Source organism: Natrarchaeobius versutus, from assembly GCF_041205745.1.
Lineage (GTDB): Archaea > Halobacteriota > Halobacteria > Halobacteriales > Natrialbaceae > Natrarchaeobius > Natrarchaeobius versutus.
Genome location: NZ_JBGFCC010000003.1, coordinates 266,265 through 287,574 on the forward strand (window position 1 = coordinate 266,265; position 21,310 = coordinate 287,574).

The 21,310-nt window shown below is 64.1% G+C and carries 19 protein-coding genes and 2 pseudogenes; 10 read left to right on the top strand and 11 right to left on the bottom strand.

All coding sequences use genetic code 11. The features are described 5' to 3' along the window. Positions 1–53 precede the first annotated feature (53 nt). Both AB7C87_RS09260 and AB7C87_RS09265 read left to right on the top strand, forming a co-directional pair. A complete protein-coding gene (locus AB7C87_RS09260) occupies positions 54–329 on the top strand; it encodes an ArsR/SmtB family transcription factor (protein ID WP_369729152.1) in 276 nt (91 codons plus the stop codon). A 5-nt stretch (positions 330–334) separates the two neighbouring features. Continuing rightward, on the top strand, positions 335–631 hold the full coding sequence (locus AB7C87_RS09265; RefSeq protein WP_369729153.1) for a DUF8036 family membrane protein: 297 nt from the start codon (positions 335–337) through the stop codon (positions 629–631). A gap of 156 nt (positions 632–787) precedes the next feature. Here the strand turns inward: AB7C87_RS09265 and AB7C87_RS09270 are convergent, their stop codons facing one another. From AB7C87_RS09270 to AB7C87_RS09280, 3 genes are all read right to left on the bottom strand, one after another. Continuing rightward, complete coding sequence (locus AB7C87_RS09270; protein ID WP_369729154.1) at positions 788–1,087, bottom strand: DUF8036 family membrane protein; 300 nt, start codon at positions 1,085–1,087, stop codon at positions 788–790. Positions 1,088–1,234: 147 nt separating this feature from the next. After that, positions 1,235–2,767 carry a molybdopterin-dependent oxidoreductase gene (locus AB7C87_RS09275; protein WP_369729155.1) on the bottom strand — a complete coding sequence of 511 codons (1,533 nt, stop codon included), beginning with the start codon at positions 2,765–2,767 and terminating at the stop codon, positions 1,235–1,237. Between the two features lie 39 nt (positions 2,768–2,806). Continuing rightward, a complete protein-coding gene (locus tag AB7C87_RS09280) occupies positions 2,807–3,316 on the bottom strand; it encodes a hypothetical protein (RefSeq protein ID WP_369729156.1) in 510 nt (169 codons plus the stop codon). A gap of 234 nt (positions 3,317–3,550) precedes the next feature. Between AB7C87_RS09280 and AB7C87_RS09285 the strand changes: the two genes are divergently transcribed. Beyond that, complete coding sequence (locus tag AB7C87_RS09285; protein ID WP_369729157.1) at positions 3,551–4,147, top strand: DJ-1/PfpI family protein; 597 nt, start codon at positions 3,551–3,553, stop codon at positions 4,145–4,147. 59 nt (positions 4,148–4,206) lie between these two features. Here AB7C87_RS09285 and AB7C87_RS09290 read toward each other — a convergent pair whose 3' ends face one another. Further along, positions 4,207–6,864, bottom strand: a complete 2,658-nt coding sequence (locus AB7C87_RS09290; RefSeq protein WP_369729158.1) for a PAS domain S-box protein — start codon at positions 6,862–6,864, stop codon at positions 4,207–4,209. Positions 6,865–7,080: 216 nt separating this feature from the next. Between AB7C87_RS09290 and AB7C87_RS09295 the strand changes: the two genes are divergently transcribed. Then, the gene (locus AB7C87_RS09295; protein ID WP_369729159.1) at positions 7,081–7,731 is read left to right on the top strand and encodes an HAD family hydrolase; all 651 of its coding nucleotides are present in this window, start codon (positions 7,081–7,083) and stop codon (positions 7,729–7,731) included. A 26-nt stretch (positions 7,732–7,757) separates the two neighbouring features. On the opposite strand, the gene AB7C87_RS09300 is transcribed toward AB7C87_RS09295, so the two are convergent. The 7 genes and pseudogenes from AB7C87_RS09300 to AB7C87_RS09330 form a co-directional block, all read right to left on the bottom strand. Then, positions 7,758–8,066, bottom strand: coding sequence for a bacteriophage holin (locus AB7C87_RS09300; RefSeq protein WP_369729160.1), 309 nt, complete (start codon positions 8,064–8,066; stop codon positions 7,758–7,760). Between the two features lie 122 nt (positions 8,067–8,188). Then, positions 8,189–10,546, bottom strand: coding sequence for a DEAD/DEAH box helicase (locus AB7C87_RS09305; RefSeq protein WP_369729161.1), 2,358 nt, complete (start codon positions 10,544–10,546; stop codon positions 8,189–8,191). A 381-nt stretch (positions 10,547–10,927) separates the two neighbouring features. After that, positions 10,928–11,107, bottom strand: a pseudogene (locus tag AB7C87_RS09310) (hypothetical protein); the annotation flags it as partial. Positions 11,108–11,181: 74 nt separating this feature from the next. Further along, positions 11,182–11,463, bottom strand: coding sequence for a DUF5683 domain-containing protein (locus AB7C87_RS09315; protein ID WP_369729162.1), 282 nt, complete (start codon positions 11,461–11,463; stop codon positions 11,182–11,184). A 203-nt stretch (positions 11,464–11,666) separates the two neighbouring features. Continuing rightward, a complete protein-coding gene (locus tag AB7C87_RS09320; RefSeq protein WP_369729163.1) occupies positions 11,667–12,272 on the bottom strand; it encodes a DUF7978 family protein in 606 nt (201 codons plus the stop codon). 132 nt (positions 12,273–12,404) lie between these two features. Beyond that, a complete protein-coding gene (locus AB7C87_RS09325; RefSeq protein WP_369729164.1) occupies positions 12,405–12,920 on the bottom strand; it encodes a PH domain-containing protein in 516 nt (171 codons plus the stop codon). A 114-nt stretch (positions 12,921–13,034) separates the two neighbouring features. Beyond that, a complete protein-coding gene (locus tag AB7C87_RS09330) occupies positions 13,035–13,745 on the bottom strand; it encodes a YqjF family protein (RefSeq protein ID WP_369729165.1) in 711 nt (236 codons plus the stop codon). Between the two features lie 283 nt (positions 13,746–14,028). Between AB7C87_RS09330 and AB7C87_RS09335 the strand changes: the two are divergent. The 6 genes and pseudogenes from AB7C87_RS09335 to lpdA all read left to right on the top strand — a co-directional run. Further along, positions 14,029–14,130, top strand: a pseudogene (locus AB7C87_RS09335) (SDR family oxidoreductase); the annotation flags it as partial. Between the two features lie 73 nt (positions 14,131–14,203). Then, on the top strand, positions 14,204–15,178 hold the full coding sequence (gene lipA / locus AB7C87_RS09340; RefSeq protein WP_369729329.1) for a lipoyl synthase: 975 nt from the start codon (positions 14,204–14,206) through the stop codon (positions 15,176–15,178). Between the two features lie 439 nt (positions 15,179–15,617). Beyond that, the gene (gene pdhA / locus AB7C87_RS09345; RefSeq protein ID WP_369729166.1) at positions 15,618–16,748 is read left to right on the top strand and encodes a pyruvate dehydrogenase (acetyl-transferring) E1 component subunit alpha; all 1,131 of its coding nucleotides are present in this window, start codon (positions 15,618–15,620) and stop codon (positions 16,746–16,748) included. A gap of 3 nt (positions 16,749–16,751) precedes the next feature. Next, positions 16,752–17,738, top strand: coding sequence for an alpha-ketoacid dehydrogenase subunit beta (locus AB7C87_RS09350; protein WP_369729167.1), 987 nt, complete (start codon positions 16,752–16,754; stop codon positions 17,736–17,738). Between the two features lies 1 nt (position 17,739). Continuing rightward, a complete protein-coding gene (locus tag AB7C87_RS09355) occupies positions 17,740–19,377 on the top strand; it encodes a 2-oxo acid dehydrogenase subunit E2 (RefSeq protein WP_369729168.1) in 1,638 nt (545 codons plus the stop codon). 81 nt (positions 19,378–19,458) lie between these two features. Next, positions 19,459–20,928 (top strand): dihydrolipoyl dehydrogenase, encoded by a 1,470-nt coding sequence (gene lpdA / locus AB7C87_RS09360; protein ID WP_369729169.1) that lies wholly within the window; start codon positions 19,459–19,461, stop codon positions 20,926–20,928. Positions 20,929–21,310 lie beyond the last annotated feature (382 nt).

A 21,310-nucleotide genomic window follows, 5' to 3' on the forward strand; every position in this document is an offset into this window, starting at 1 on the left:
CCCGGAACCCGCACCCTTTTCATCTCTTGCTTGTGAACCATCACGAAGTATCGATGGAGAAGGCGTTGTGGTACCTCATCGCCGGCACGCGCGGCGGCGAGAACAGGGCGCGGATCATCCGGGCGCTCGAGGAGCAACCCCGCAACGCCAATCAGTTGGCCGAGGAGTTAGACGTCGGCTACAACACGGTCCGCCACCACCTGGAGATGCTCGAGGACCACGACGTCCTCGAGCGCGGCGGCCGAACGTACGGTGAGCTGTACTTTCTCACCGATCGATTCGAACGCCACTGGGAGGAGTTCGAGACGATCACGGAACACCTGGAGTGATACCGATGGCGATGTCAACCGAAATCACGGCGGCAACGGTTCTCTCGGCGGGGAACCTCGCACTGCTCGCGGTCCTCACCTACGTCTGGGTGCAAAACTACCGGCGATTCAAGACGCCCCTCGTCGCCGGCCTGCTCGCGTTCAGCCTCGTCCTGGCCCTCGAGAACGCGGTGGCGATCTACTTCTTCTTCAGTTCGGGGATGCTGTACGCCTCGGATCCGGTCGTCCAGCAGGTCGTCGCGCTCTTGCGCGGCTTGCAGTTCGTCGCGCTCGCGTTCCTGGCGTACGTGACGCTGAAGTGATCCTCCCTCGCCGTCGGCGTCTCGAGTTGTCGCGGCCGCCCGTCACTTTTCATCCGTGTTGCTCGAGGCGGCTCTGTCGTCTCCGGCTGCTCGAGACAGCGTTGTCGTCTCCGGACTCGAGGCGGGACCGCGACGTCGGCGTGCGTCGTCGCCCGTTCACCGCAGGGTCGCCCACGTCAGGAAACACAGCGCGACGAACTGGAGTCCGCGTAGCCCCGCCGCGACGACGGCCGAGCCGACGGTGTCGGCGTACAACATCCCCATGCCGAGGTGGAACGCGATCGCCGCGAGGTTCTCGCCGGCCAGCAAGACCGCGAAACAACACAGCGCGAGCACCTGCCGGTTGCGAAACGTCCGGTAGTTACGGACCCAGACGGCGGCGAGCGCGCCGAGCAACAGGAGGTTGAGCCCGGAGAGGACGACCGCGATCAACAGCAACGACTGGACGCTATCCATCGGTTTCGTCTCGCTCCCGCGTCCTCGCTTTTTCGTCTAGTGTGCGGATCATTTGTCGCTCTCGTCTCGCACCCTCTCGTCTCGAACCCGAGTCTGACTTCTCGCGTCTCGTACTGGGGTCGTCTATTCGCCCGCCGGCGGTTCGCGTCACTCCTCTATCGTTCGCGACACCCAGCCGGTCGGCCCGTCCGGTCTCGATCCCGACGGCTCTTCGATCTGGCGTCCGCCGGACCCGTCGATCGCACGGACGACGACGTCGTGGCTCCCCTCGCTGGGCTCGAAGCTGTGGCGCCACTGGCGCCAGGCGTCCCGGAACTCGGACTCGCCATCGGGCTCGAGGGAGAGGTCCGCCTCGGTCCACGTCTCGCCGCCGTCGATCGAGACCTCGACGGCGTCGATCCCAGCGAGGCCGCCGTAGGCGTGGCCGCCGACGGTGACCGCCCCGCCGTCGCGGTCGACCGACCAGATCTTGGCGACTGCCTCGACCTCGCCGGTGCCGTCCCAGCCGCGTTCCTCCCAGTAGCCGTCGCGATCCTCCGCGACGAGTTCGAGTTCGGTGATCCACTTGACGTTCACCTCGCCCCAGTTGCCGGGGACGATCAGCCGTACCGGGTGGCCGTGTTCGCGCGGGAGCACGCGTCCGTTCATCCCGTAGACGAGGTACGAGCGCTCGAGTTCCTCGAGCGTGATCGTGTTCCAGAAGCCGTCGACCGCGTGGGCGACGACGTGTCCGGCCTCCCCGGCCGGAGTGGCCTCGGCGAGCAGGTCGGCGACCGGGACGCCGGTCCAGACGGCGGTGTCCATCTCGCGGTCGTTCAGGTCTTCGCCGACACACCGGAGCGTGCTGTAGAACCGATCGGCGTCCCGGTCGCGGAGATCCTCGTAGTCGATCGTCAGTTCGTCGTCGACGAGGCCGGTGACCGACAGTTCCCAGTCGTCGCGCTCGAGGACCGGGTCGATCGTGTTGATGTCGATCGTGTAGAACTCGCCGATTCGACTGACGAGCCCGGGGGCGTCCGGGAGGTCGAAGGCGCCGTTTTCGGCCCGCGTCAGCAGGGACTGCTCCTCGGACGGCGGGCTGATCCCGCCGTCGAGGTACGGGACGCTCGAGTCGGGCGTTCGCCGTCGGCCAACGACGTAGCCGATGCCGGTGGCTGAGAGGGTGGCGAAGCCGGTTTGTAGCGTCGCCCGTCGATTTCGGTCGACGGTCCGGTCGCGGCGGACGCTCAGCGGATCGTGCGCTGCGGCGACGGAGACGACGCCGACGACGGCCGCGGCGGGGACGGCGGCGGCCGTGGCGGCGATCGGATTCCCCGTCGCCAACGCCGAGGCGAACCAGACTGCGCCGGCGGTCAGCGGGACCGCGAGGTACTGGGCATCGGCGTAGGCTTCGACCTCGAGTGCCAGGAGGACCAAGACGGTCAGGACGGCAACCGCGAGGACGAGCGCCAGCAGGAAGCTCGCGGGTGCCGCGAGCGAGCCGAGGGTCTCGAGGACGGCGTTGACGACGATCGCGGGCGTCGCGTCGACGACGAACGTCGAGGCGGGCTCGACGAGGAAGCCGTCTGAGAGTCCGGCGTAGGCGAACGAGCCGGTGACGGCGGCGACGGCGGCGATCGCAGCGGTCAGCGCCCGCCAGGCGATGCGTGTGGTCGTCAGCCGGGACAGGATGGTGGACATAGTGTGGAAGGGGGTGAGAGGGCTCAGTATCAGGGCCCGTCAGTAGAACTGTCGAACCGCGACGATTCCGACGACGCCGGCGACGACGAGGATCGCGGCGACGATTCCCGCGGTACCGAGCAACTCGTCATCGTCCTCCATGCTATCGCCCATCTCCTCGCCGCTCATGCCGTCGTCCATGTCGTCATCCATGTCGTCACTCATCCCATCGTCCATGTCGTCACCGTCCATATCGTCACTCATCCCATCGTCCATGTCGTCACCGTCCATATCGTCACTCATCCCATCGTCCATACCATCGCTCATGTCGCCGTCCATATCGTCGCTCATTCCATCGCCCATCTCGTCATCGTTCATGTCATCGCCCATCTCCTCGTCGCTCATGCCGTCGTCCATGTCGTCACTCATCCCATCGTCCATACCGTCGCCGTCCATGTCGTCTTCTTGAACGGATGCACCGGTTGCTCCGGCGGCAGCCATCGCACCACCGGCCGTCGCGAGCATCACGATCGTAAACAGTACGCCGATTCGCGTTGGTAGTCGAACCATCGTACTCGTCCCGTCTCGAGGCCCCCTAAAGGGCGTTTTTCGAGATTCGACGCAACTCCGTGTCGGGTGGGTTGTGACTCCATGACGATTTCCCTCGAGTTCGTGGGAACTCGGCGGAAACTCCGTGTGAAATTCCGGCCGCCCGCATGCGGTTTTCCGATCTGGATCATCGCACTGAAGGCAATATACGTCTCAAGCAGAACGCGTTTTGGCGCTCCCTTTCGAGTATCGCCCATGGTAGAGATTTCGGCGGAAATCGTGCTGTTCGAGGGGTTCGACGAACTCGACGCGATCGGTCCATACGAGGTCCTCGAGAACGGTGCCCAGGCCGGTGCGTCGATCGAGACCGATCTGGTGACCCTCGAGAAATCCGATCTCGTCACGGCGAGTCACGACCTCCGGGTCGAACCCGACGGAACGCTCGACGATCCCGATCTGCTGATCGTCCCCGGCGGCGGGTGGACGACCGCCAACGAGGGAGTTCGAGCCGCGGTCGATGCCGGCGCCCTTCCCGACGCCGTCGACGAGTGTTTTACCGCCGGCGCGACCGTCGCGTCGGTCTGTACGGGCGCGATGATTCTCTCAGAGGCAGGACTGCTCGAGGGGCGGCCCGCGACGACCCACCACGTCGCGGTCGACGACTTGGCGGCCACCGACGCGACCGTGGTCGACGAACGGGTCGTCGACGACGGCGACGTCCTCACTGCGGGGGGCGTCACCTCCGGTATCGACCTGGCGCTGTGGCTCCTCGAGCGGGAGTTCGGCGAGGACGTGGCGGAGGACGTCGCACGGGAGATGGCCCACGAGCGCCGCGGCGAGATTTTCGGATAGCGGGACGCGAGATCGTGGCCACCGGCCTGGGGAGCGATTCGTCGCGTCGGCGTGAGAGACTATGCATCGAGGAGCGTAAACGAGAACGTCGCGCCCTCGTCGGGTTCGGAGTCGACCCAGATGTCGCCGCCGTGGCGCTCGACGATCCGCTGGCAGAGCGCGAGTCCGATTCCGATACCCGAGTGTTCACTTGCACTGTGCAGGCGCTTGAACACCTCGAAGATGCGTTCCTGTTTCTCGGGTTCGATACCGATCCCGTCGTCGGCGACGGAGACGATCCACTTGGAGCCGCTCCGTTCGGCGGTGACGCGTATCCGCGGCGGCTCGTCGCCGCTGTACTCGATCGCGTTGGAAAGCAGGTTCTGGAACACCTGCCGAAGCTGTTCCTCGTCGCCCTCGACGCGGGGCAGTTGGGCCACCGTGATCTCGGCGTCGTGATTCTCGATTTTCACCTGGAGGTCCGTGCGAACGTCGCCGACGACCGCCTCGAGATCGACCGGTTCGAACTCGCCACCCTGGGTCTCGACTCGAGAGTACTTGAGTAGCCCGTCGATCATCTTGCGCATCCGGTCGGCACCGTCGACAGCGTACTCGAGAAATTCCCGTCCGTCCTCGTCGAAGCTTTCTCCGTACCGACGCTCGATGAGTTGGAGGTACGACGAGACCATCCGAAGCGGTTCTTGGAGGTCGTGTGAGGCCGCGTACGCGAACTGCTCTAAGCGCTCGTTCGACTCCGCTAAATCGTCGACTAGCCGCTCGAGTCGCTGCTGATACTGGTACTGGTGTCGCTCGATCGCCTCCGCGAGGACGTTGGCGACGCTCTGGACGAAGTTGACGTCCTCGTCGGTGAACGCTCGGGGAGCGGTGTCGTGTGTCCCTAGGATCCCCCACGGTTCGTCGAACGACCCGATGACGACGCTGATTCCGCTGCTGACATCGTGACTTCGCAGGAGATCAGGGCCGCTGAACCGCGATTCCGTCTCGAGGTTCTCGACGACGATCGGGTGATCGTTCGTTAGCGTGTACGCCGCCTGGGAATCCCCTTCGACTGCGGACACCGTCGCTTCGCCGACGGTTCCGTCCGCCCAGCCGACCCCCTGACGGAGCAGGAGGTGCTCACTCTCGGGGTCGAGATCGAGCACCTTACAGTACTCGTTGTCGAGGACGGCCGCAACCTGACGACTCGCTTCGTGCATGAGTTCGTCGATGTCGGTCGTTTCGAGGGCGAACTGTCCGAGGTCGGAGACGACCCGTTGCTGACGGGCCCGTTGCTCGAGTTTCCGTTCCCGTTCTTTGCGCCCGGTGATGTCGCGGACGACGCCGACGCGTCCCATCTCGCCGTCGACTTCGAACAGATCGAACCGACTCTCGACGGTCACCGGGGTGCCGTCGGCCCGGTACAGATCCTCCTCTAAGTGGGCGATGTCTTTCTCCCCCGACTCGAGTTCGTCCTGTTTCTCGTCGGCGATGTCGACGAACGTCTCGCCGAAGACGGTCTCCGCGGCGTCGCCGACGAGTTCGTCGCGTTCGTATCCGGTCATCGATGCGAACGCTTCGTTCACCATCGTGAACCGACGATTTCCGTCGAGAACGTAAATTCCGTCGTCGACGGTCTCGACGATGCGTTCGTACTGCTCTAACTTCCGCTCACGCCGCTTTTTCTCGGTAATTTCGTGAAAGTAGACCGATAGCCCAGACTCCGACGGGTAGATGGCGTTGTAGAACCACCGATCTACGGGATCGTAGTAATCCTCGAGAATTACGGGTTCTTGCGTCTCGAGGGCTTCGTACAGCGCACTCTCGAAGGGCTCGGTGAGGACGACCTCGTCTCGAATATTCGCCCCAACTGCCTCCTCGTCCAGATCCAGAACGTCCGCCGCGTGGTCGTTCAGATAGATGAAGCGGAGCTGTTCGTCGAGGGCGTAGAAACCGTCCGAGATACGCTCGAAGACGTCGTCGAGTTCACTCTCCAGTTCGTCACGCTGGCGCTCGAGTCGGGCGGTCTTCGCCTCGAGCCGTCGTTCGTACTCTCGCCGGTCGGTCATATCCCGAGTGACCTTCGTGTACCCCTCGAGTTCGCCGTCATCGCTTCTGATCGCCGAGATCGTGACGTTCGCCCAGAACGTCGATCCGTCGGCCCGGACTCGCCACCCTTCGTCCTCGGTCGAACCGTGACGCTCGGCCTTCGCGAGGTTGTCCTCCGGAACGTCGGTCGCACGATCGTCGTCGATGTAGAACGTCGAGACGTGTTCACCGACGATCTCGTCGGCCACGTATCCCTTGATCCGTTCGGCACCCGCGTTCCACGTCCGCACGTGCCCCCCGGAATCGAGCATGAAGATGGCGTACTCCTCGGTCGCGTCGACGAGTGTTCGAAACTGCTCACCCGACTGTTTTCCCACCCCGGTCGTCTCTCGTCCGTCCGCGGTTTGCTCTTGCCCGTCTGCGGTCTGCTCTTGCCCGTCTGCGGTCTGCTCTTGCCCGTCTGCGGTCTGCTCTCGTCCGTTCGTGGATGGCTGCCACCAGATGCGGCCGTTTCCACCGACGTTCTTGGTCTCGAGAAGGCCGTGATCGACGAGTCGTTCCAAGCGCCCGTACGTGCTCCGACGACCGACCTCGACCCGTTCGGCGACCTCGGTAGCCGTCAGGGGATCTCCTCCCTCGTCGAAGACGGCGAGAGTTTCCCGGAGTGTCTCGGTCAACTGTGGAACGGTCACTACTCCAGGTACAGACGGCGTACTTCGATAAATCCTCCGCAGGTGTACGGTCCCTCGTCGCATGGCGGGTGCCCTCCCACGTTTCACACCGCGAGAGCGTGGTGATTCGCGTCACGGGTCCGTCGTGGCTCGAGTGCCGGCCCGACAACCAGTAGTCGGTCGCCGACCGCCCGCCGACCAAACGGCTATACACCCCGCTCGAGTAGCCGCCCGTAGATGCACGCAGTTCTGTTCGACATGGACGGCGTCCTCGTCGACAGCGAGGACTACTGGACCGAGTTCCAGCGCGAGGACCTGCTTCCCGCGGCCGTCCCCGACGAGGACGTCGACGTCGCCGAAGTGACCGGAATGAACTACCGCGAGACGTACGACTACCTCGAGGAGACCTACGGGACGACGATGGATCGCGAAGAGTTCGAAACCCGCTTCGAGCAAATCGCCCGCGAGATCTATCACGAACACGTCGAGGCGCTCGACGGTCTCCACGATCTGCTCGCGGATCTCGAGGCGCGGGACGTCACGACGGCGGTCGTCTCCTCGTCGCCACACGACTGGATCGGAATCGTCCTCGAGCGGTTCGACCTCGAGGACGGGTTCGACCGCGTCGTAAGCGCCGAGGACGTCGACGCGGCGGGCAAGCCCGAACCCGACGTCTTCGAGTACGCCGCGAGCGAAGTCGACGCCTCCACCGAGGACTGCGTCGTCGTCGAGGACTCCGAAAACGGCGTCGAAGCGGGCGCTCGTGCGGGATCGACCGTGATCGCCTACCGGATCGACGCCCACGACGATCTCGACCTCTCTCCAGCGGACGAGGTCGTCGACTCGGCCGCGGAGCTACGTGAGACGGTGCTCGAGTTGACGAACTGATAGCACGGTCGCCGCGACGTCGCCGCCTATTCACACCGGAAGCGATTGTAGAACGAGCCGACCGTCAGGCCGGCGACGAATCCGTCCACGCCGCCCCACGCGATGCCCGCGACCGTCCCGCCCGCTTCCTCCTCGAAACCTGGGTACAGACCGGCGAACAGCGTACGCCACCGTTCGCCCCAGCCAAAGCGGGATGTGACGCCGATGAGGCCGACGCTCGTCGCCATCACAATTCCGACGGCGAATCCGAGTGCGATCGGGTCGAGTCGCTCGTTACGCTCGGCCGTCGATACCACTGCCGATGCCGTCTCTCGCATCTGACTCCGTGATCGCATCGCCGCGATCTACCAGCGTTTCGCGGAAAACCCTTGGACGTGCGCTTGCGCGCTCGAGCGGTCTCCGTCGCGGAACTGGCCAACTCGCCACCTCTCTGCGGATCATGGCCGACCCGCCCCTCTTAACGGACCTCGACGCGCCGGCTCGCCTCGAGCGGGACCAGTGGCTCCTCGGGGAACGCGACGCTGACGGTAAACTCGAGTTCCTCGGCGTCGGCGCCGAAGACGCCGACCGGGAGCGTCTCCTCGTCGCGGAGGTAGGTGTTCGTGGCCGTCATCTCCACGCCGTTTACCGTGATGCGAACGCCCGCCCTTGCGGGTTCGCCGACGTTTCGGACCGTCACCTCACAGACGTCGTTCTCGCCGGTCTCGATCGTCTCGGGGAACACACCCCAGTCGACCTCGACGGAGGGGAGCGACTGAGCACCCTCGTAGACGCGCTCGGCGACCCCTTCCGAGAGCCCGGCGTCGACGAGCCCCTCGACGCTCGCGGTCACGACGTCGCCGGGCGTCGAGAGCCCCTCGGTCGCCAGCTTGCTCGCACGGCCCGGACCGACGCCGTCGATCGCCGTCAGGCCGACGGCGTCCTCGGCGACGCCGTTCTCGATTCTGGCCTCGGTTCGCTTCGCGAGGTTGGCCGCGTGCGGGCCCGCAAAGCGATCGAGAAACGCACCCAGTGCCGAGACGAGCCGGGTCGCGTTGCGCCGGATCACCCAGGCGTCGCTCCGTAGCTCCGCCGGCGTCGTACCACTCGCCGCTCCCCGCAGGATCGCGAGGACCTTTCGCTCACCCGGATCCAGATCGCCCGTTTCGGCACCGACGAGGACCGCGTCGATCGCGTCGCGTTCGTCCTGGCGAGCCGACACCGAATCGAACTCCGTCGCCGTCGCGACCGCCTCGAGGACGTCCTCGGTTTCGAGCCCGCTCCCGTCGTCGTCGACCCGATCGCACAACTGTGCGAACGTGACCGCCGTCTCGAGACGCAGGTAGTACTTCGAGGCGAGGACGCCTCGTGGCGTCGCCTCGATCGAGAGGTCGTCGCCGGTCTCGACGAAGCCGCGCTCGACCAGTTCCTCGAGACAGTCTCTGACCCGGCCCCGAAGATCCGGAAAGTCGTACTCTTCGGGTTTAGACTGGCCGCGGACGTAGTAGAACGTGGTCTCGAGCCACTCCATGACGTCCTCGACGTCGCCGATCGTCCCCATCGCGATCTCGGCGTTGAGGTGGGTCTCGAGACTCTCCGCCAGGCGGGATTCGATCTCCTTGCCGTCCCGGAGCAGGCGGCGGTACTTGTCCGCCTCCGCGGTGTCACAGACGACCCAGCCGTAGCCGACGTCGTCGTAGCCGGGTCGACCGGCTCGCCCGAGCATCTGCAACACGTCGAGGGGACTCATGTCCACTTCGCCCTCGAGGGGGTCGTGGAGTTTCGTATCCCGGATTACGACGCATCGTGCGGGCAGGTTCACTCCCCAGGCGAGCGTCGACGTCGAAAAGAGGAGTTCGATCTGGCCTTCCTTGAACCACTTCTCGACGAGGTCGCGGTCGTTCTTCGAGAGCCCGGCGTGGTGAAATGCCACCCCGTCGAGCACCGAGTTGCGAAGAGTGTCGTTCTCGAGGTCCTTCGAGTCGGTGTGAAAGTCGTAATCGCCGCGTGCGCCCATCGGGACGTCGCGTTCGGCGATCTCGTCTCTGGCCTTTTTCGCCGCTTGGACCGTGTCCTGTCTCGAGGCGACGAAGACGAGCGCCTGGCCGTCCTCTCTGAGGTGTGGTTCGGCCAGGTCGAGCGCCCGGTAGAGTCGGCGGTACTTGTCGGCGAAGGTGTTCTCGCCGTGGGTGTACGTCTTGACGCCGGCGTTCAAATCGACGGGGCGGTACTCGTCGCCGAACTCGAAGGTCGTCTCGGGTGGCGCGTCGAGCCACGCCGCCACGTCGTCGACGTTCGGCATCGTCGCCGACAGCGCGACGACGCGCGGATCACAGAGCCGCCGGAGCCGTGAGATCGTCACCTCGAGGACCGATCCGCGTCGGTCGGCGTCGAGCAGATGAACCTCGTCGATGACGCAGACGTCGACGTCGGTGACGAAGTCGTAGCGCCGTGAGTCGTGTTTCCGGGTGGCCGAGTCGAGCTTTTCGGGCGTCATCACGAGGATGTCCGCCCGCCGGGCGCGGCGGGGGTTGAGCTCGCGTTCGCCCGTGACGACGTACACCGAGTACTCGAGGTCCTCGAACCGGTCCCAGTCGTCTTCTTTCTCGTTCGTCAGCGCCCGCATGGGGGCGATAAACAGCGCGGTGCCGCCGTCGGCGAGTGCCTTGCAGATCGCCAACTCGGCGAGGGCGGTCTTTCCCGAGGCCGTCGGCGCGCTCGCGACGACGTTGTCCTCGCGCTCGATGAGCGCTGGTAGCGCCTCGCGTTGCATCCGATTGAACTCCTCGAAGGCGAAGGCATCGGCAAACTCGGGAAGAACCTCGGCAACCTCCATCACACGGAAACGGGGAGCGGGGGGCCAAAGGCGTTTCCTTCGAGGACCGGCCGACAGCCTGTCCACAACCCGTCAGTTTCGTACGTTTCGATTGCTCTCAGCACTCAGCCGTTTCTATGGACGTTCTCGTAGATCTTCGCGAAAAATATCATCGAGAGACCGATACCAATGATCGCAGGAACCGATTCCCAGAAGCCCTCTTTACCGTACATTATAATATGGATCACAAATGCAGTCAGGGTTCCACTTGCGATAATCACCCAACTTTTTCTCTCCATTACGCAGACGGGTCCCACTTAGATTCACTTATTTTATTGGTAGTATTAAATTCTGATGCTATCATACGTGTTGTAGACATATCAAAGTAATGTCTTCTCGGAGACGGTACTTGTTGACTTCAGTGATGTCACAGACGACTCGGCCGTAGCCGATGTTGTCGTAGCCGGGTCGACCAGTCCATCCGGGAATCTGGAGGCCATCTAGCGGGTTCGTGTCGGACTCTCCCTCGAGCAGGGCGTGAAGTTTCGGATCGCGGGTCACGATACGGTGGGCGGGGAGGTTTCCATCTCAGTCTAAGGCGACCTCTCTCGGCGGTCGAAAGAACGCAGAAATGGGTCGCTATCGATCGATCCGATCTAGACCGTGATTTCGCCGCTGTTGATCTTATCGGCCTGGAGATACGCGTCCGCCGCGGCCCCGATGTGGAACAGCGGCGAGAGGAACATCAGCAGGAATCCGATGAGGAGCAACATCGAGAGGACGGTGACGATCCAGAAGACGACGTACCCCCCCAGAATGATGGCGCCGCGTTTTGTCTGACCGTTGTAAATCTGTCCAACCCCAGGGATGAGAAACGAGATGATTGCCGAGAGTATCTCGTTTACTTCGTCGCTGCCCGTTGTAGCTGCTTCTGCCATAGTATCGTACCAGATCCGAATACCGATGCAAACTACTTATACTCTATGGGAATGTGATATGTCTCTGTCCCCTTTTCTGTCGGCTCTCACCCGTCGAAAACGATCACCGGCAAACCACCGTCTCACGGGGCTGGTGGGTGCGTACGGAACCCGGTGGTCCCCTGTGGAACCGCCACTGTCGAAACTGTGCTTTCCGTGTGCGTCTACTCGCTTCTCGAGGCGGCGAGCGTGACGACTATCGCACCGACGGTGGCGAACACGAGCGGGTAGAGGATGCCGCCGAGGACGACGGCGGGAACGACCGCAGGCCCCATCGTTCCGCTGGCTTCGATGCCGAAGAACGTGGCTTCCGAACTCGTCTCCGTGACGACTGCGCCGAGGCCCATCACGACCACGTAGCCGACGGTGACCGGTGCCCCGACGACGACGGCCTCGCCGAGTTCGCGAGCCTCGAGGTGGTAAGCCAGCAATCCGCCGGCACCGAGGAGCACGAGCGGCGGGAGGAGATAGAGCAACGTCGTACTCGTCGCGCTCGACTCGGTGATGAAGTTTACCGTCTCGGCCCGGGCGAACGAGCCGATTTCGCCGCTGGCGTGGACGTCGACCGCGTGGGCGTTGTAGTAGTACCAGGCGACGCCTTTCCACTCGGCGACGTTTCCGTCGAAGGTTTCGTGTACGTCGCCTGCGACCACCAGATACGTGATCAGGTAGCCGACCGCGGCGCTCAGAACGCCCAGTCCCGCACTCGCCGCAATACTCGTACCACGCGATACCGGCCGTGCGGACGATGGCAGTTGCTGTTGTGCCATTGTACCGCTCCCGTGTCCGGTTGATGTAATGGGCTTTGTGGTCTCATCGAGCGAACGTGATGTGTGTTGGCGCCGACCACGACCTGGTTCGATTTCCCCGAAAACCCATCCGAGAGAGAGTCGAGCGGGAGTTCAGCGTACCGGGTCGTCCGTCGCGTTCGCCTCGAGTCGGTCGCTCAGCACCTGCGAGGCGGCTTCGGGGCGTGGGACGCGTTCGAACGTAAGCTCCGGATCGCCGGAGCCGGCGGTGTAGACGGTCAGGTCGCCGAACCCCAGTAGCCGACCGAGCATCGACTGTCGCAGGCTCGTGTTCTGGACCCGATCCAGTCGAAACTGGGTGACGTCCCGCGAGATCACGCCGCGTTTCTTGTAGAGTTCGCTCGAGGTGATCACGTAGCGGGTGTTCGTCCAGACGAGGTACCGCGCGACCACGACCGCCGCCCCCGCGAGGACCAGAACCGTGCCGAACAACGTTAGCACGCCGACTCCTTCGGCACCTGCCCAGCCGGCGAGGACGAGTCCGACGAGGACGACCCCGATGCCGACCGGCACACTCGCGCCCATCGCGATCGGGTGCGGTCGGCTCTCCCAGACGACTTCCTCGTCGTCGCTGATGTGAAACCAATCGGGAGTCGTGCCGAACGCCATCGGCCAGCGCTATTCCGTTGCCGGTGGTAAATCTATCGGGGGTACGTGGTGGTTACCTGTGGATACCGACGCCGTGGCACTCACCGCTGACCCCGTTAATCGACATTGTGTCGCTCACCGCCGATTCCGTTTGTCGTTTCCCACGCGTTCGCTCGCGTGTGCTCGGACGTCGAGTCCGGGACTGTAGAAGTAGGTCGGCTCCGACTCGGGGGTGGCGAAGCCGTTCGCCGACAGCAACGTGTTCGTCCCGACCTCGGTCTCGGCCGGGTAGAGCACCCACGGCTCGTGGTCGACGTCTGTTCGTCGAAGCGTGCCGTCCGGAGCCTCGGTGAAGAAGCTGTAGCGTTCGACCAGAAACCGTGCCAGCGGATCGTCGGGCGCCGAAATCGGTTTCCCGGTCGGCCAGTAGGCCCCCTCGTATTCGGCGGGACGCGCCCCGGGATGGCGCCGCCGACTCGAGAACGCGATCCGCCCCTCACGTGGCTCGAGGGAGATCCGCGCGTAGTAGTACGGCAGATGGTGAAAGAGCCGCGCGCCGAGGACGCTCGCGACGCCCTTGGCGTCGAGGCTGAAGAAGTAGACAGTCGGTTCGCCGTCGAAGGTGACGTACGTCCGGAGGTTGAGTTCGGGGAGACGAATGCCGAACTGTCGGGGAACGCCCGCCGGTCGGACGGCCACGTTCGTAAACGGAACGGCCGAGAGCCACGCGGATCCGTCGTGTTCGTCGACCGCGAGTCGGTCGGGGAGATGTGCGTCGACGATGGCGGGATCGACCGGCCAGTTCTCGAACAGCAGGTGTCGCCAGCCCATCTCGAGGGGGACCATACACGTCACTCGGGATGTCGGTCAATTAACTGTATCGTCCGTTCGGGGTCCATCCCGCTTGACGGCATTCGAACGTCTCCGGGTCCACGGATGCCGTTCAGGATACGCGAGGGGTCTCTCAGGCAGTTTCGGTGGGCACACAGGTTGTCGTCGCGGACGTCGATGAAGGCGGCGGTCGCGAAACCGTCGAGCAGATCGAAGACGACGTCGAAGAAGCGACGTTCGTCTACACCGACGTGACCGACGAATTCGACGTCGAGCAGGCGGTGATCGGTCGACCGATGGCCGGTTCGGTCAACCGGACGAACTCGCCAGCGCAACCGTCTGGCTCTGTTCTGACGACGCCTCGTTCATCACGGGCCATCATCCGTTGGCCATCGACGGCGCTGCACCGATCGTCGAACGTGAGCGGTCCGCGATGGCGACGATTTTTCACCGCCCGTCCCGAACGGATGGGTATGAGCAGCGTACGCAAGCCCGACTGGCTCAAGAGCCGCCCGCCGTCCGGGCGGGAGTTCGCCGACATCCGGGAGACGCTGCGCGAACGGAACCTCCACACCGTTTGCGAGGAGGCCAACTGTCCCAACCTCGGCGAGTGCTGGTCGGGACGTTCGTCCTCGAGTGCCGGTGCAGACGGCGACGACCGAAGCACCGGCGACGGGGGCGGCACCGCGACGTTCATGCTGATGGGCGATCGCTGCTCTCGAGGTTGTAACTTCTGTGACGTCGAAACCGGCGGGATGGAGCCCCTCGACCCCGACGAACCCGAAAACGTCGCCGAAGCGGTCGCCGAGATCGGCCTCGATTACGTCGTACTCACGTCGGTCGACCGCGACGACCTGCCCGACCAGGGGGCGGGCCACTTCGCCGAGACGATCCGCGAGATCAAGGCGCGCCACCCGGGCATCCTCGTCGAGGTGCTCATCCCCGACTTCCAGGGCGAGGAGCGTCTGGTACGAAAGATCATCGACGCGGACCCGGACGTGATCGCGCACAACGTCGAGACCGTTTCCCGCCTCCAGCATCCGGTGCGGGACCGCCGCGCGGGGTACGAGCAGTCCCTGTCGGTACTCGAGTGCGTCGAACGTGAATCCGACACCTACACCAAGACCTCGATCATGCTCGGCCACGGCGAGTACGATCACGAGGTCTACCAGACCCTCGCCGACTGCCGCGAGCGCGGCGTCGACATCGTCACCCTCGGCCAGTACCTCCGGCCCTCGAGGAGCCATCTCGAGGTGAAACGCTACGACCATCCGGACAAGTACGAGACGTGGCGCCGGGTCGCCGAGGAGGAGTTAGGCTTTCTCTACTGTGCGAGCGGGCCGATGGTCCGCTCGTCGTACAAGGCCGGGGAGCTGTTCGTCGACGCGGTCTTGCGGGAGGGAAAGAGCGTCGAGGAAGCTCGCGACGAAGCCCGCGGGACCGTCTGACCTCGTGTCGGTTCGACCCTTCAGGGCGATCGGTTCTCGGCTCTCTTTTCGGCGGTCGGCTCCCGGTTTTCCGCGTCCGGTTTCATCCACTGTAGTGCTCCTTCCTTTTCTCGTGAGGTCCGTGATTACGGATATTCGTCTGTTCCCGTCTCCGGGTCTGTCTGTGAACGGTGTGTACATCGTTTCAGTTGCTCGAGCGCCTGTTCCATACTCGAGATCTGTCGTTGTGATACCGACCGGTGACCACCGGCGGATCAATCCAACGGAACTGTCAGTGACGATTTCCTGAATCTACGCCGGAAGTATGTCCATAATTGTCTACTGATGTATCGAAACTCTACCACCGTGTGGCAACAATTTCACCGATAGTAAACTATATCGGGGAAAATCCTTTATCCTGAGCGATATATTATGCGGCTATGTGCAGGTGGGTTCACCCGTGAGTACGATACAGCGCGACCCCCAGGAACGAGTACAGATACTCGACGAGGCGGGTCGAGTCCTCGAGGGGGCCGACGTGCCCGACCTCTCGGAGGAGACGCTCGTCGAGATGTACGAGCAGATGCGCCTGGCCCGCCGGTTCGACGAACGGGCAGTGAGCCTCCAGCGCCAGGGGCGGATGGGGACCTACCCGCCGCTTTCCGGCCAGGAGGGCTCGCAGGTCGCTAGCGCGCACGCCTTAGACGAAGAGGACTGGGTGTTCCCGAGTTACCGCGAGCACGGGGCCGGCCTCGTCCGCGGTCTTACGCTCGAGCGCACCCTGCTGTACTGGATGGGCCACGAACGGGGCAACTACATCCCCGAGGACGTCAACATTTTCTCGGTCGCGGTGCCGATCGCAACCCAGATTCCCCACGCCGTCGGCGCGGCGTGGGCCTCGACGCTCAAGGACGAACGGCGAGCGTTTCTCTGTTATTTCGGCGACGGTGCGACCTCGGAAGGTGACTTCCACGAGGGACTCAACTTCGCGGGCGTCTTCGACACCCCGAACGTCTTCTTCTGTAACAACAACCAGTGGGCGATTTCGGTCCCGAGAGAACGCCAGACGGCGAGCGCGACGCTCGCTCAGAAAGCCGAGGCGTACGGCTTCGAGGGCGTCCAGGTCGACGGGATGGACCCCCTGGCGGTCTACAAGGTGACGCGGGACGCCGTCGAGAAGGCGAAAAATCCCGACAGGGTCGACGACGAGACACCGGATGGGGCGACCCGGCCGACGCTGATCGAGGCGGTCCAGTACCGCTTTGGCGCTCACACCACCGCGGACGACCCGTCGGTCTACCGCGACGATGACGAGGTCGAACGCTGGAAGCAAAAGGATCCGATTCCGCGTCTCGAGACCTACCTCCGCCAGCGGGGAATCGTAGACGACGAGCGCGTCGACGCGATCGAAGGGCGGATCGAGACGCAAGTCGCCGAGGCGATCGATACCGTCGAAGGAACCGAGCGACCGGAACCCGAGGAGATTTTTGCACACGTCTACGAAGGAATGCCAAAACGATTACGTCGCCAACTCGAGTACTTCGAGACGATTCGCGAGCGACACGGCGACGACGCGTTACTGGAGGGCTAACACATGGCCGCAGAATCGGAAAACCTCACCCTGGTACAGGCGGTTCGGGACGGATTGCACGCGGAGATGGAACGTGACGACGACGTGATCGTCATGGGCGAGGACGTCGGGAAAAACGGCGGCGTCTTCCGCGCGACCGAAGGCCTCTACGAGGAGTTCGGCGACGACCGCGTCGTCGACACGCCGCTTGCGGAATCCGGAATCGTCGGCACGGCGATCGGGATGGCCGCCTACGGCATGCGGCCGGTCCCCGAGATACAGTTTATGGGCTTTATCTACCCCGCGTTCGACCAGATCGTCTCGCACGCGGCGCGCATTCGGACGCGCTCGCGCGGGCGATTCACGTGTCCCATGGTCGTTCGTGCGCCCTACGGCGGTGGGATCCGCGCGCCCGAACATCACTCCGAGTCGACGGAGGCGATGTTCGTCCACCAGCCCGGCCTCAAGGTCGTCGTCCCCTCGACCCCGTACGACACGAAGGGGCTGCTGACGAGCGCGATCCGGGACCCCGACCCGGTGATCTTCTTGGAGCCGAAACTCATCTACCGGGCGTTCCGCGAGGAGGTTCCGAACGACTCCTACGAGGTCCCGATCGGCGAAGCCGCGGTCCGGCGCGAGGGTTCCGACATTTCGGTCTACACGTGGGGTGCGATGACCCGGCCGACGCTCGAGGCGGCCGACAATCTCGCGGACGAGATCGACGTCGAGGTGGTCGATCTTCGAACGCTCTCGCCGCTCGACGAGGACGCCATCGTCGATTCCTTCGAGAAGACCGGTCGCGCCGCGATCGTCCACGAGGCGCCGAAGACGGGCGGGCTGGGCGCCGAGATCGTCGCGACCCTCCAGGAGCAGTCACTGCTCTACCAGGAGGCGCCGGTCGAGCGCATCACCGGCTTCGACACGCCGTTCCCGCTGTACGCGCTCGAAGACTACTACTTGCCCGAGGCCGCCCGTATCGAGGACGGCATCCGGGACGCGATGGAGTTCTAAGATGGTACGCGAGTTCAAACTGCCGGACGTCGGCGAGGGCGTCGCCGAGGGCGAACTGGTATCGTGGCTTGTCGAGGAGGGCGACGAAGTGAGCGAGGATCAGCCGGTCGCGGAGGTCGAAACCGACAAGGCGCTCGTGGAGGTGCCGGCACCGGTCGACGGCGCGGTCCGCGAGTTGCGCTACGAGGAGGGCGACGTGATTCCCGTCGGCGAGGTGTTTGTGACCTTCGACGTCGAAGGCGAAGCGGACGATGGGGCGACCGAGACCGACCGCGTGAGCAAATCAGCCGACGCCGACGCTCCTGTGGAGGCGACCGACGAGGGTGGGGGTACCGCCGCGGAGTCCGCGGGCGACCCCGGCGCCGAGACGGCCGAGATCGAGACGCCCAGCGACCGCGTCTTCGCGCCGCCACGCGTGAGACGGCTGGCGCGCGAGTCCGGAATCGACCTCTCGAGTCTCGAGGGAAGCGGTCCGGGCGGACGGATCACCGCCACGGACGTACAGGCGGCCGCAAGCGGGGGAGGGGTCGCCACGGAGTCCCCAGAACCGGGTTCGGAGGGGGCGAGCACGACGACCGGTCGCTCGAGGGACGCGGATGCGGGAGAACCGACGACCGGAGCGAACGCGGCCGAGGCGGACGTCGGCGGTGACACGAGCGGGGCCGTTGGATCCGACGGGACGGCCATGCCAGCCCAGCAGGTCGAACCTGCCGATCGAGAGCGAACGCTCGCGGCGCCAGCGACCCGTCGAATCGCCCGGGAGGAGGGCGTCGACCTCGATGCGGTCCCTGCCGTCGAAGACCGCAATGGGGAGGCGTTCGTCACACCGGAAGCAGTTCGGGAGTACGCCGAGGCCCAACAGCGGGCCCAAAAAGCGGATGGAGAGTCGCTCGGGGCCGCCGAGAAGGGAACGGAGTTCGCCGAGGGCGAACGCGAGCGACGCGAACCGTTCCGCGGGGTGCGAAAGCGGATCGCGGAGGCGATGGTCGAGTCGAAATACTCGGCACCGCACGTCACTCACCACGACGAGGCCGACGTGACGGCCCTCGTCGAGGCGCGCGAGCGGCTCAAACCACACGCCGAGGAGCAAGGGATTCGGCTGACGTACATGCCGTTTATCATGAAGGCGGTCGTCGCCGCTTTGAAGGAGTACCCGGAGATGAACGCGGTGCTCGACGAGGCAAACGAAGAGATCGTCTACCGCGATTACTACAACCTCGGCGTGGCGACGGCCACCGACGTCGGGCTGATGGTACCGGTCGTCGAAGAAGCCGGCCACAAGGAGCTCTTGCAACTGTCCTCCGAGATGAACGAACTCGTCCAGAAGGCTCGAGAGCGCTCGATCTCGCCCGACGAACTTCGCGGATCGACGTTTACGGTGACGAACGTCGGCGGAATCGGCGGCGAGTACGCGACCCCGATCATCAACTACCCCGAGGCGGGCATTCTGGCGATCGGCGAAATCAAGCGCAAACCGCGGATCGTCGACCGCGACGGCGAGGAGTCGATCGAACCGCGCTCGGTCCTGACGCTCTCGCTGTCGTTCGACCACCGGCTGATCGACGGCGCCGTCGGCGCGCGGTTTACGAACACCGTCATCGAGTACCTCGAGAACCCCGAACTACTGTTGCTCGAGTGACCGTCCGGGACGACCGCTTCGGTCGCCGGACCCTGCCGACGTCCCATACCTACACAACCCCTCGCCCCGTTCGCTCGAGTAATGGTCGTCGGAGACGTCACCACCGGAACGGACGTACTGATCATCGGCGCCGGCCCCGCAGGGTACGTGGCCGCGATCCGCGCCGGACAGCTCGATCTCGACGTCACGCTCGTCGAAAAAGAGGCCTACGGCGGCACGTGCCTGAACCACGGCTGTATTCCCTCGAAGGCACTGATCACCGCGACGAACGTCGCACACGAGGCCCGTCACGCCGAGGAGATGGGGATCCACGCCGATCCCGCGATCGACCTCACGGGGATGATGGGCTGGAAGGACGACGTCGTCTCACAGCTCACCGGCGGCGTCGAGAAACTCTGCAAAGCGAATGGGGTCAACCTGCTCGAGGGGACCGCCCGGTTCGTAGACGAGAATACCGTCCGCGTCTCTCACGGCGGGGACGGACAGGGATCGGAGACCCTCGAGTTCGAACACGCGATAATCGCGACCGGCTCTCGCCCCATCTCCATCCCCGATTTCTCGTTCGACGATCCGCCAATCTTGAACTCGCGACAGGCGCTCGCCCTCGAGTCGGTTCCCGACTCCATGGCGATCGTCGGCGCCGGCTACATCGGGATGGAACTCGCCACCGTCTTCGCGAAACTCGGCACCGACGTCACCGTGATCGAGATGCTCGAGTCGATCCTCCCTGGGTACGACGACGACCTCAAACGACCGGTCAAAAAACGCGCGAACGACCTCGGCGTCGACTTCCACTTCGGTTACACCGCCTCCGAGTGGTACGAACCGGACGGCGGAGTTCGCCTCGTCGCCGAGCCAGTCGACGACGTCGCGTCCGATGGCGGGGCCGAGAGCGCGGAGGCGGTCGAATCGGAGCGACTCGAACTCGACGTCGAGAAGATCCTCGTCGCTGTCGGCCGTGAACCCGTCTCCGACACGCTCGACCTCGAGAACGTCGGTGCCGAGACCGACGAGCGCGGATTCATCGAAACCGATTCGCGCGCGCGTACGAACGTCGATAACGTCTTCGCCGTCGGCGACGTCGCGGGTGAGCCGATGCTCGCCCACAAAGGGAGCATGGAGGGACAGGTCGCCGCCGAGGTGATCGCGGGCGAACCGGCCGCCATCGACTACCAGGCGATGCCCGCCGTCGTCTTCACCGAGCCCGAAATCGCCACCGTCGGCATGACCGAAACGGAAGCCGAGGAGGCCGGACTCGAGCCCGTAGTCGGCCAGTTCCCCTTCCGGGCCAGCGGCCGCGCGCTGACGACCGGCGAATCGGATGGCTTCGTCAAGATCGTCGCCGACGAGGACCAGGGGTACGTCCTGGGCGCGAGCATCGTCGGTCCCGAAGCGTCGGAACTGATCGCCGAACTCGGCCTCGCCATTGAACTCGGGGCGACCCTCGAGGACGTCGCCTCGACGGTCCACGCCCACCCGACACTGTCTGAGTCGGTGATGGAAGCCGCCGAGAACGCGCTCGGACACGCGATTCACACGCTGAATCGGTAGTGAACAATGGACGATTGACCAGCGTTCGATTCTCGAGATAGTGTCTTACTCACTACGGTTCCATTTCGGTTTGTCTTCCGTGCAATCTTACTGAGTGTTCTGTGAAAGTACACTCCCCGATGCAGTTTACAGCGTTAAACAATCATCGCAGATCTCGTCACTCCTGCAAATTCAGTGGAATCATTCGACCAAATTGTAATGGTTTGATAAGATCTCGTGTGAATATATTGCTCCAAGTTCTGTAGAAAACACCTCAAATCAATCACTCTCTGGACGATCTTCGCGCACAAGAAGGTATATGATCAAGGATAATAAGCCGACCTCGATTCCGAGAAAAAATAGTAACGGGACGCCTGTTGCCCACTGCCATGCCCAGGCACTT

Coding starts and splice junctions, on each gene's coding strand:
- AB7C87_RS09315 (WP_369729162.1), bottom strand. CDS start 11,463: ATGGCAGAAGCAGCTACAACGGGCAGCGACGAAGTAAACGAGATACTC.
- AB7C87_RS09270 (WP_369729154.1), bottom strand. CDS start 1,087: ATGGATAGCGTCCAGTCGTTGCTGTTGATCGCGGTCGTCCTCTCCGGG.
- AB7C87_RS09305 (WP_369729161.1), bottom strand. CDS start 10,546: ATGGAGGTTGCCGAGGTTCTTCCCGAGTTTGCCGATGCCTTCGCCTTC.
- AB7C87_RS09325 (WP_369729164.1), bottom strand. CDS start 12,920: ATGGCGTTCGGCACGACTCCCGATTGGTTTCACATCAGCGACGACGAG.
- AB7C87_RS09285 (WP_369729157.1), top strand. CDS start 3,551: ATGGTAGAGATTTCGGCGGAAATCGTGCTGTTCGAGGGGTTCGACGAA.
- AB7C87_RS09265 (WP_369729153.1), top strand. CDS start 335: ATGGCGATGTCAACCGAAATCACGGCGGCAACGGTTCTCTCGGCGGGG.
- AB7C87_RS09280 (WP_369729156.1), bottom strand. CDS start 3,316: ATGGTTCGACTACCAACGCGAATCGGCGTACTGTTTACGATCGTGATG.
- AB7C87_RS09320 (WP_369729163.1), bottom strand. CDS start 12,272: ATGGCACAACAGCAACTGCCATCGTCCGCACGGCCGGTATCGCGTGGT.
- lpdA (WP_369729169.1), top strand. CDS start 19,459: ATGGTCGTCGGAGACGTCACCACCGGAACGGACGTACTGATCATCGGC.
- AB7C87_RS09295 (WP_369729159.1), top strand. CDS start 7,081: ATGCACGCAGTTCTGTTCGACATGGACGGCGTCCTCGTCGACAGCGAG.
- AB7C87_RS09355 (WP_369729168.1), top strand. CDS start 17,740: ATGGTACGCGAGTTCAAACTGCCGGACGTCGGCGAGGGCGTCGCCGAG.
- AB7C87_RS09330 (WP_369729165.1), bottom strand. CDS start 13,745: ATGGTCCCCCTCGAGATGGGCTGGCGACACCTGCTGTTCGAGAACTGG.
- AB7C87_RS09260 (WP_369729152.1), top strand. CDS start 54: ATGGAGAAGGCGTTGTGGTACCTCATCGCCGGCACGCGCGGCGGCGAG.
- AB7C87_RS09300 (WP_369729160.1), bottom strand. CDS start 8,066: ATGCGATCACGGAGTCAGATGCGAGAGACGGCATCGGCAGTGGTATCG.
- AB7C87_RS09350 (WP_369729167.1), top strand. CDS start 16,752: ATGGCCGCAGAATCGGAAAACCTCACCCTGGTACAGGCGGTTCGGGAC.
- lipA (WP_369729329.1), top strand. CDS start 14,204: ATGAGCAGCGTACGCAAGCCCGACTGGCTCAAGAGCCGCCCGCCGTCC.
- AB7C87_RS09275 (WP_369729155.1), bottom strand. CDS start 2,767: ATGTCCACCATCCTGTCCCGGCTGACGACCACACGCATCGCCTGGCGG.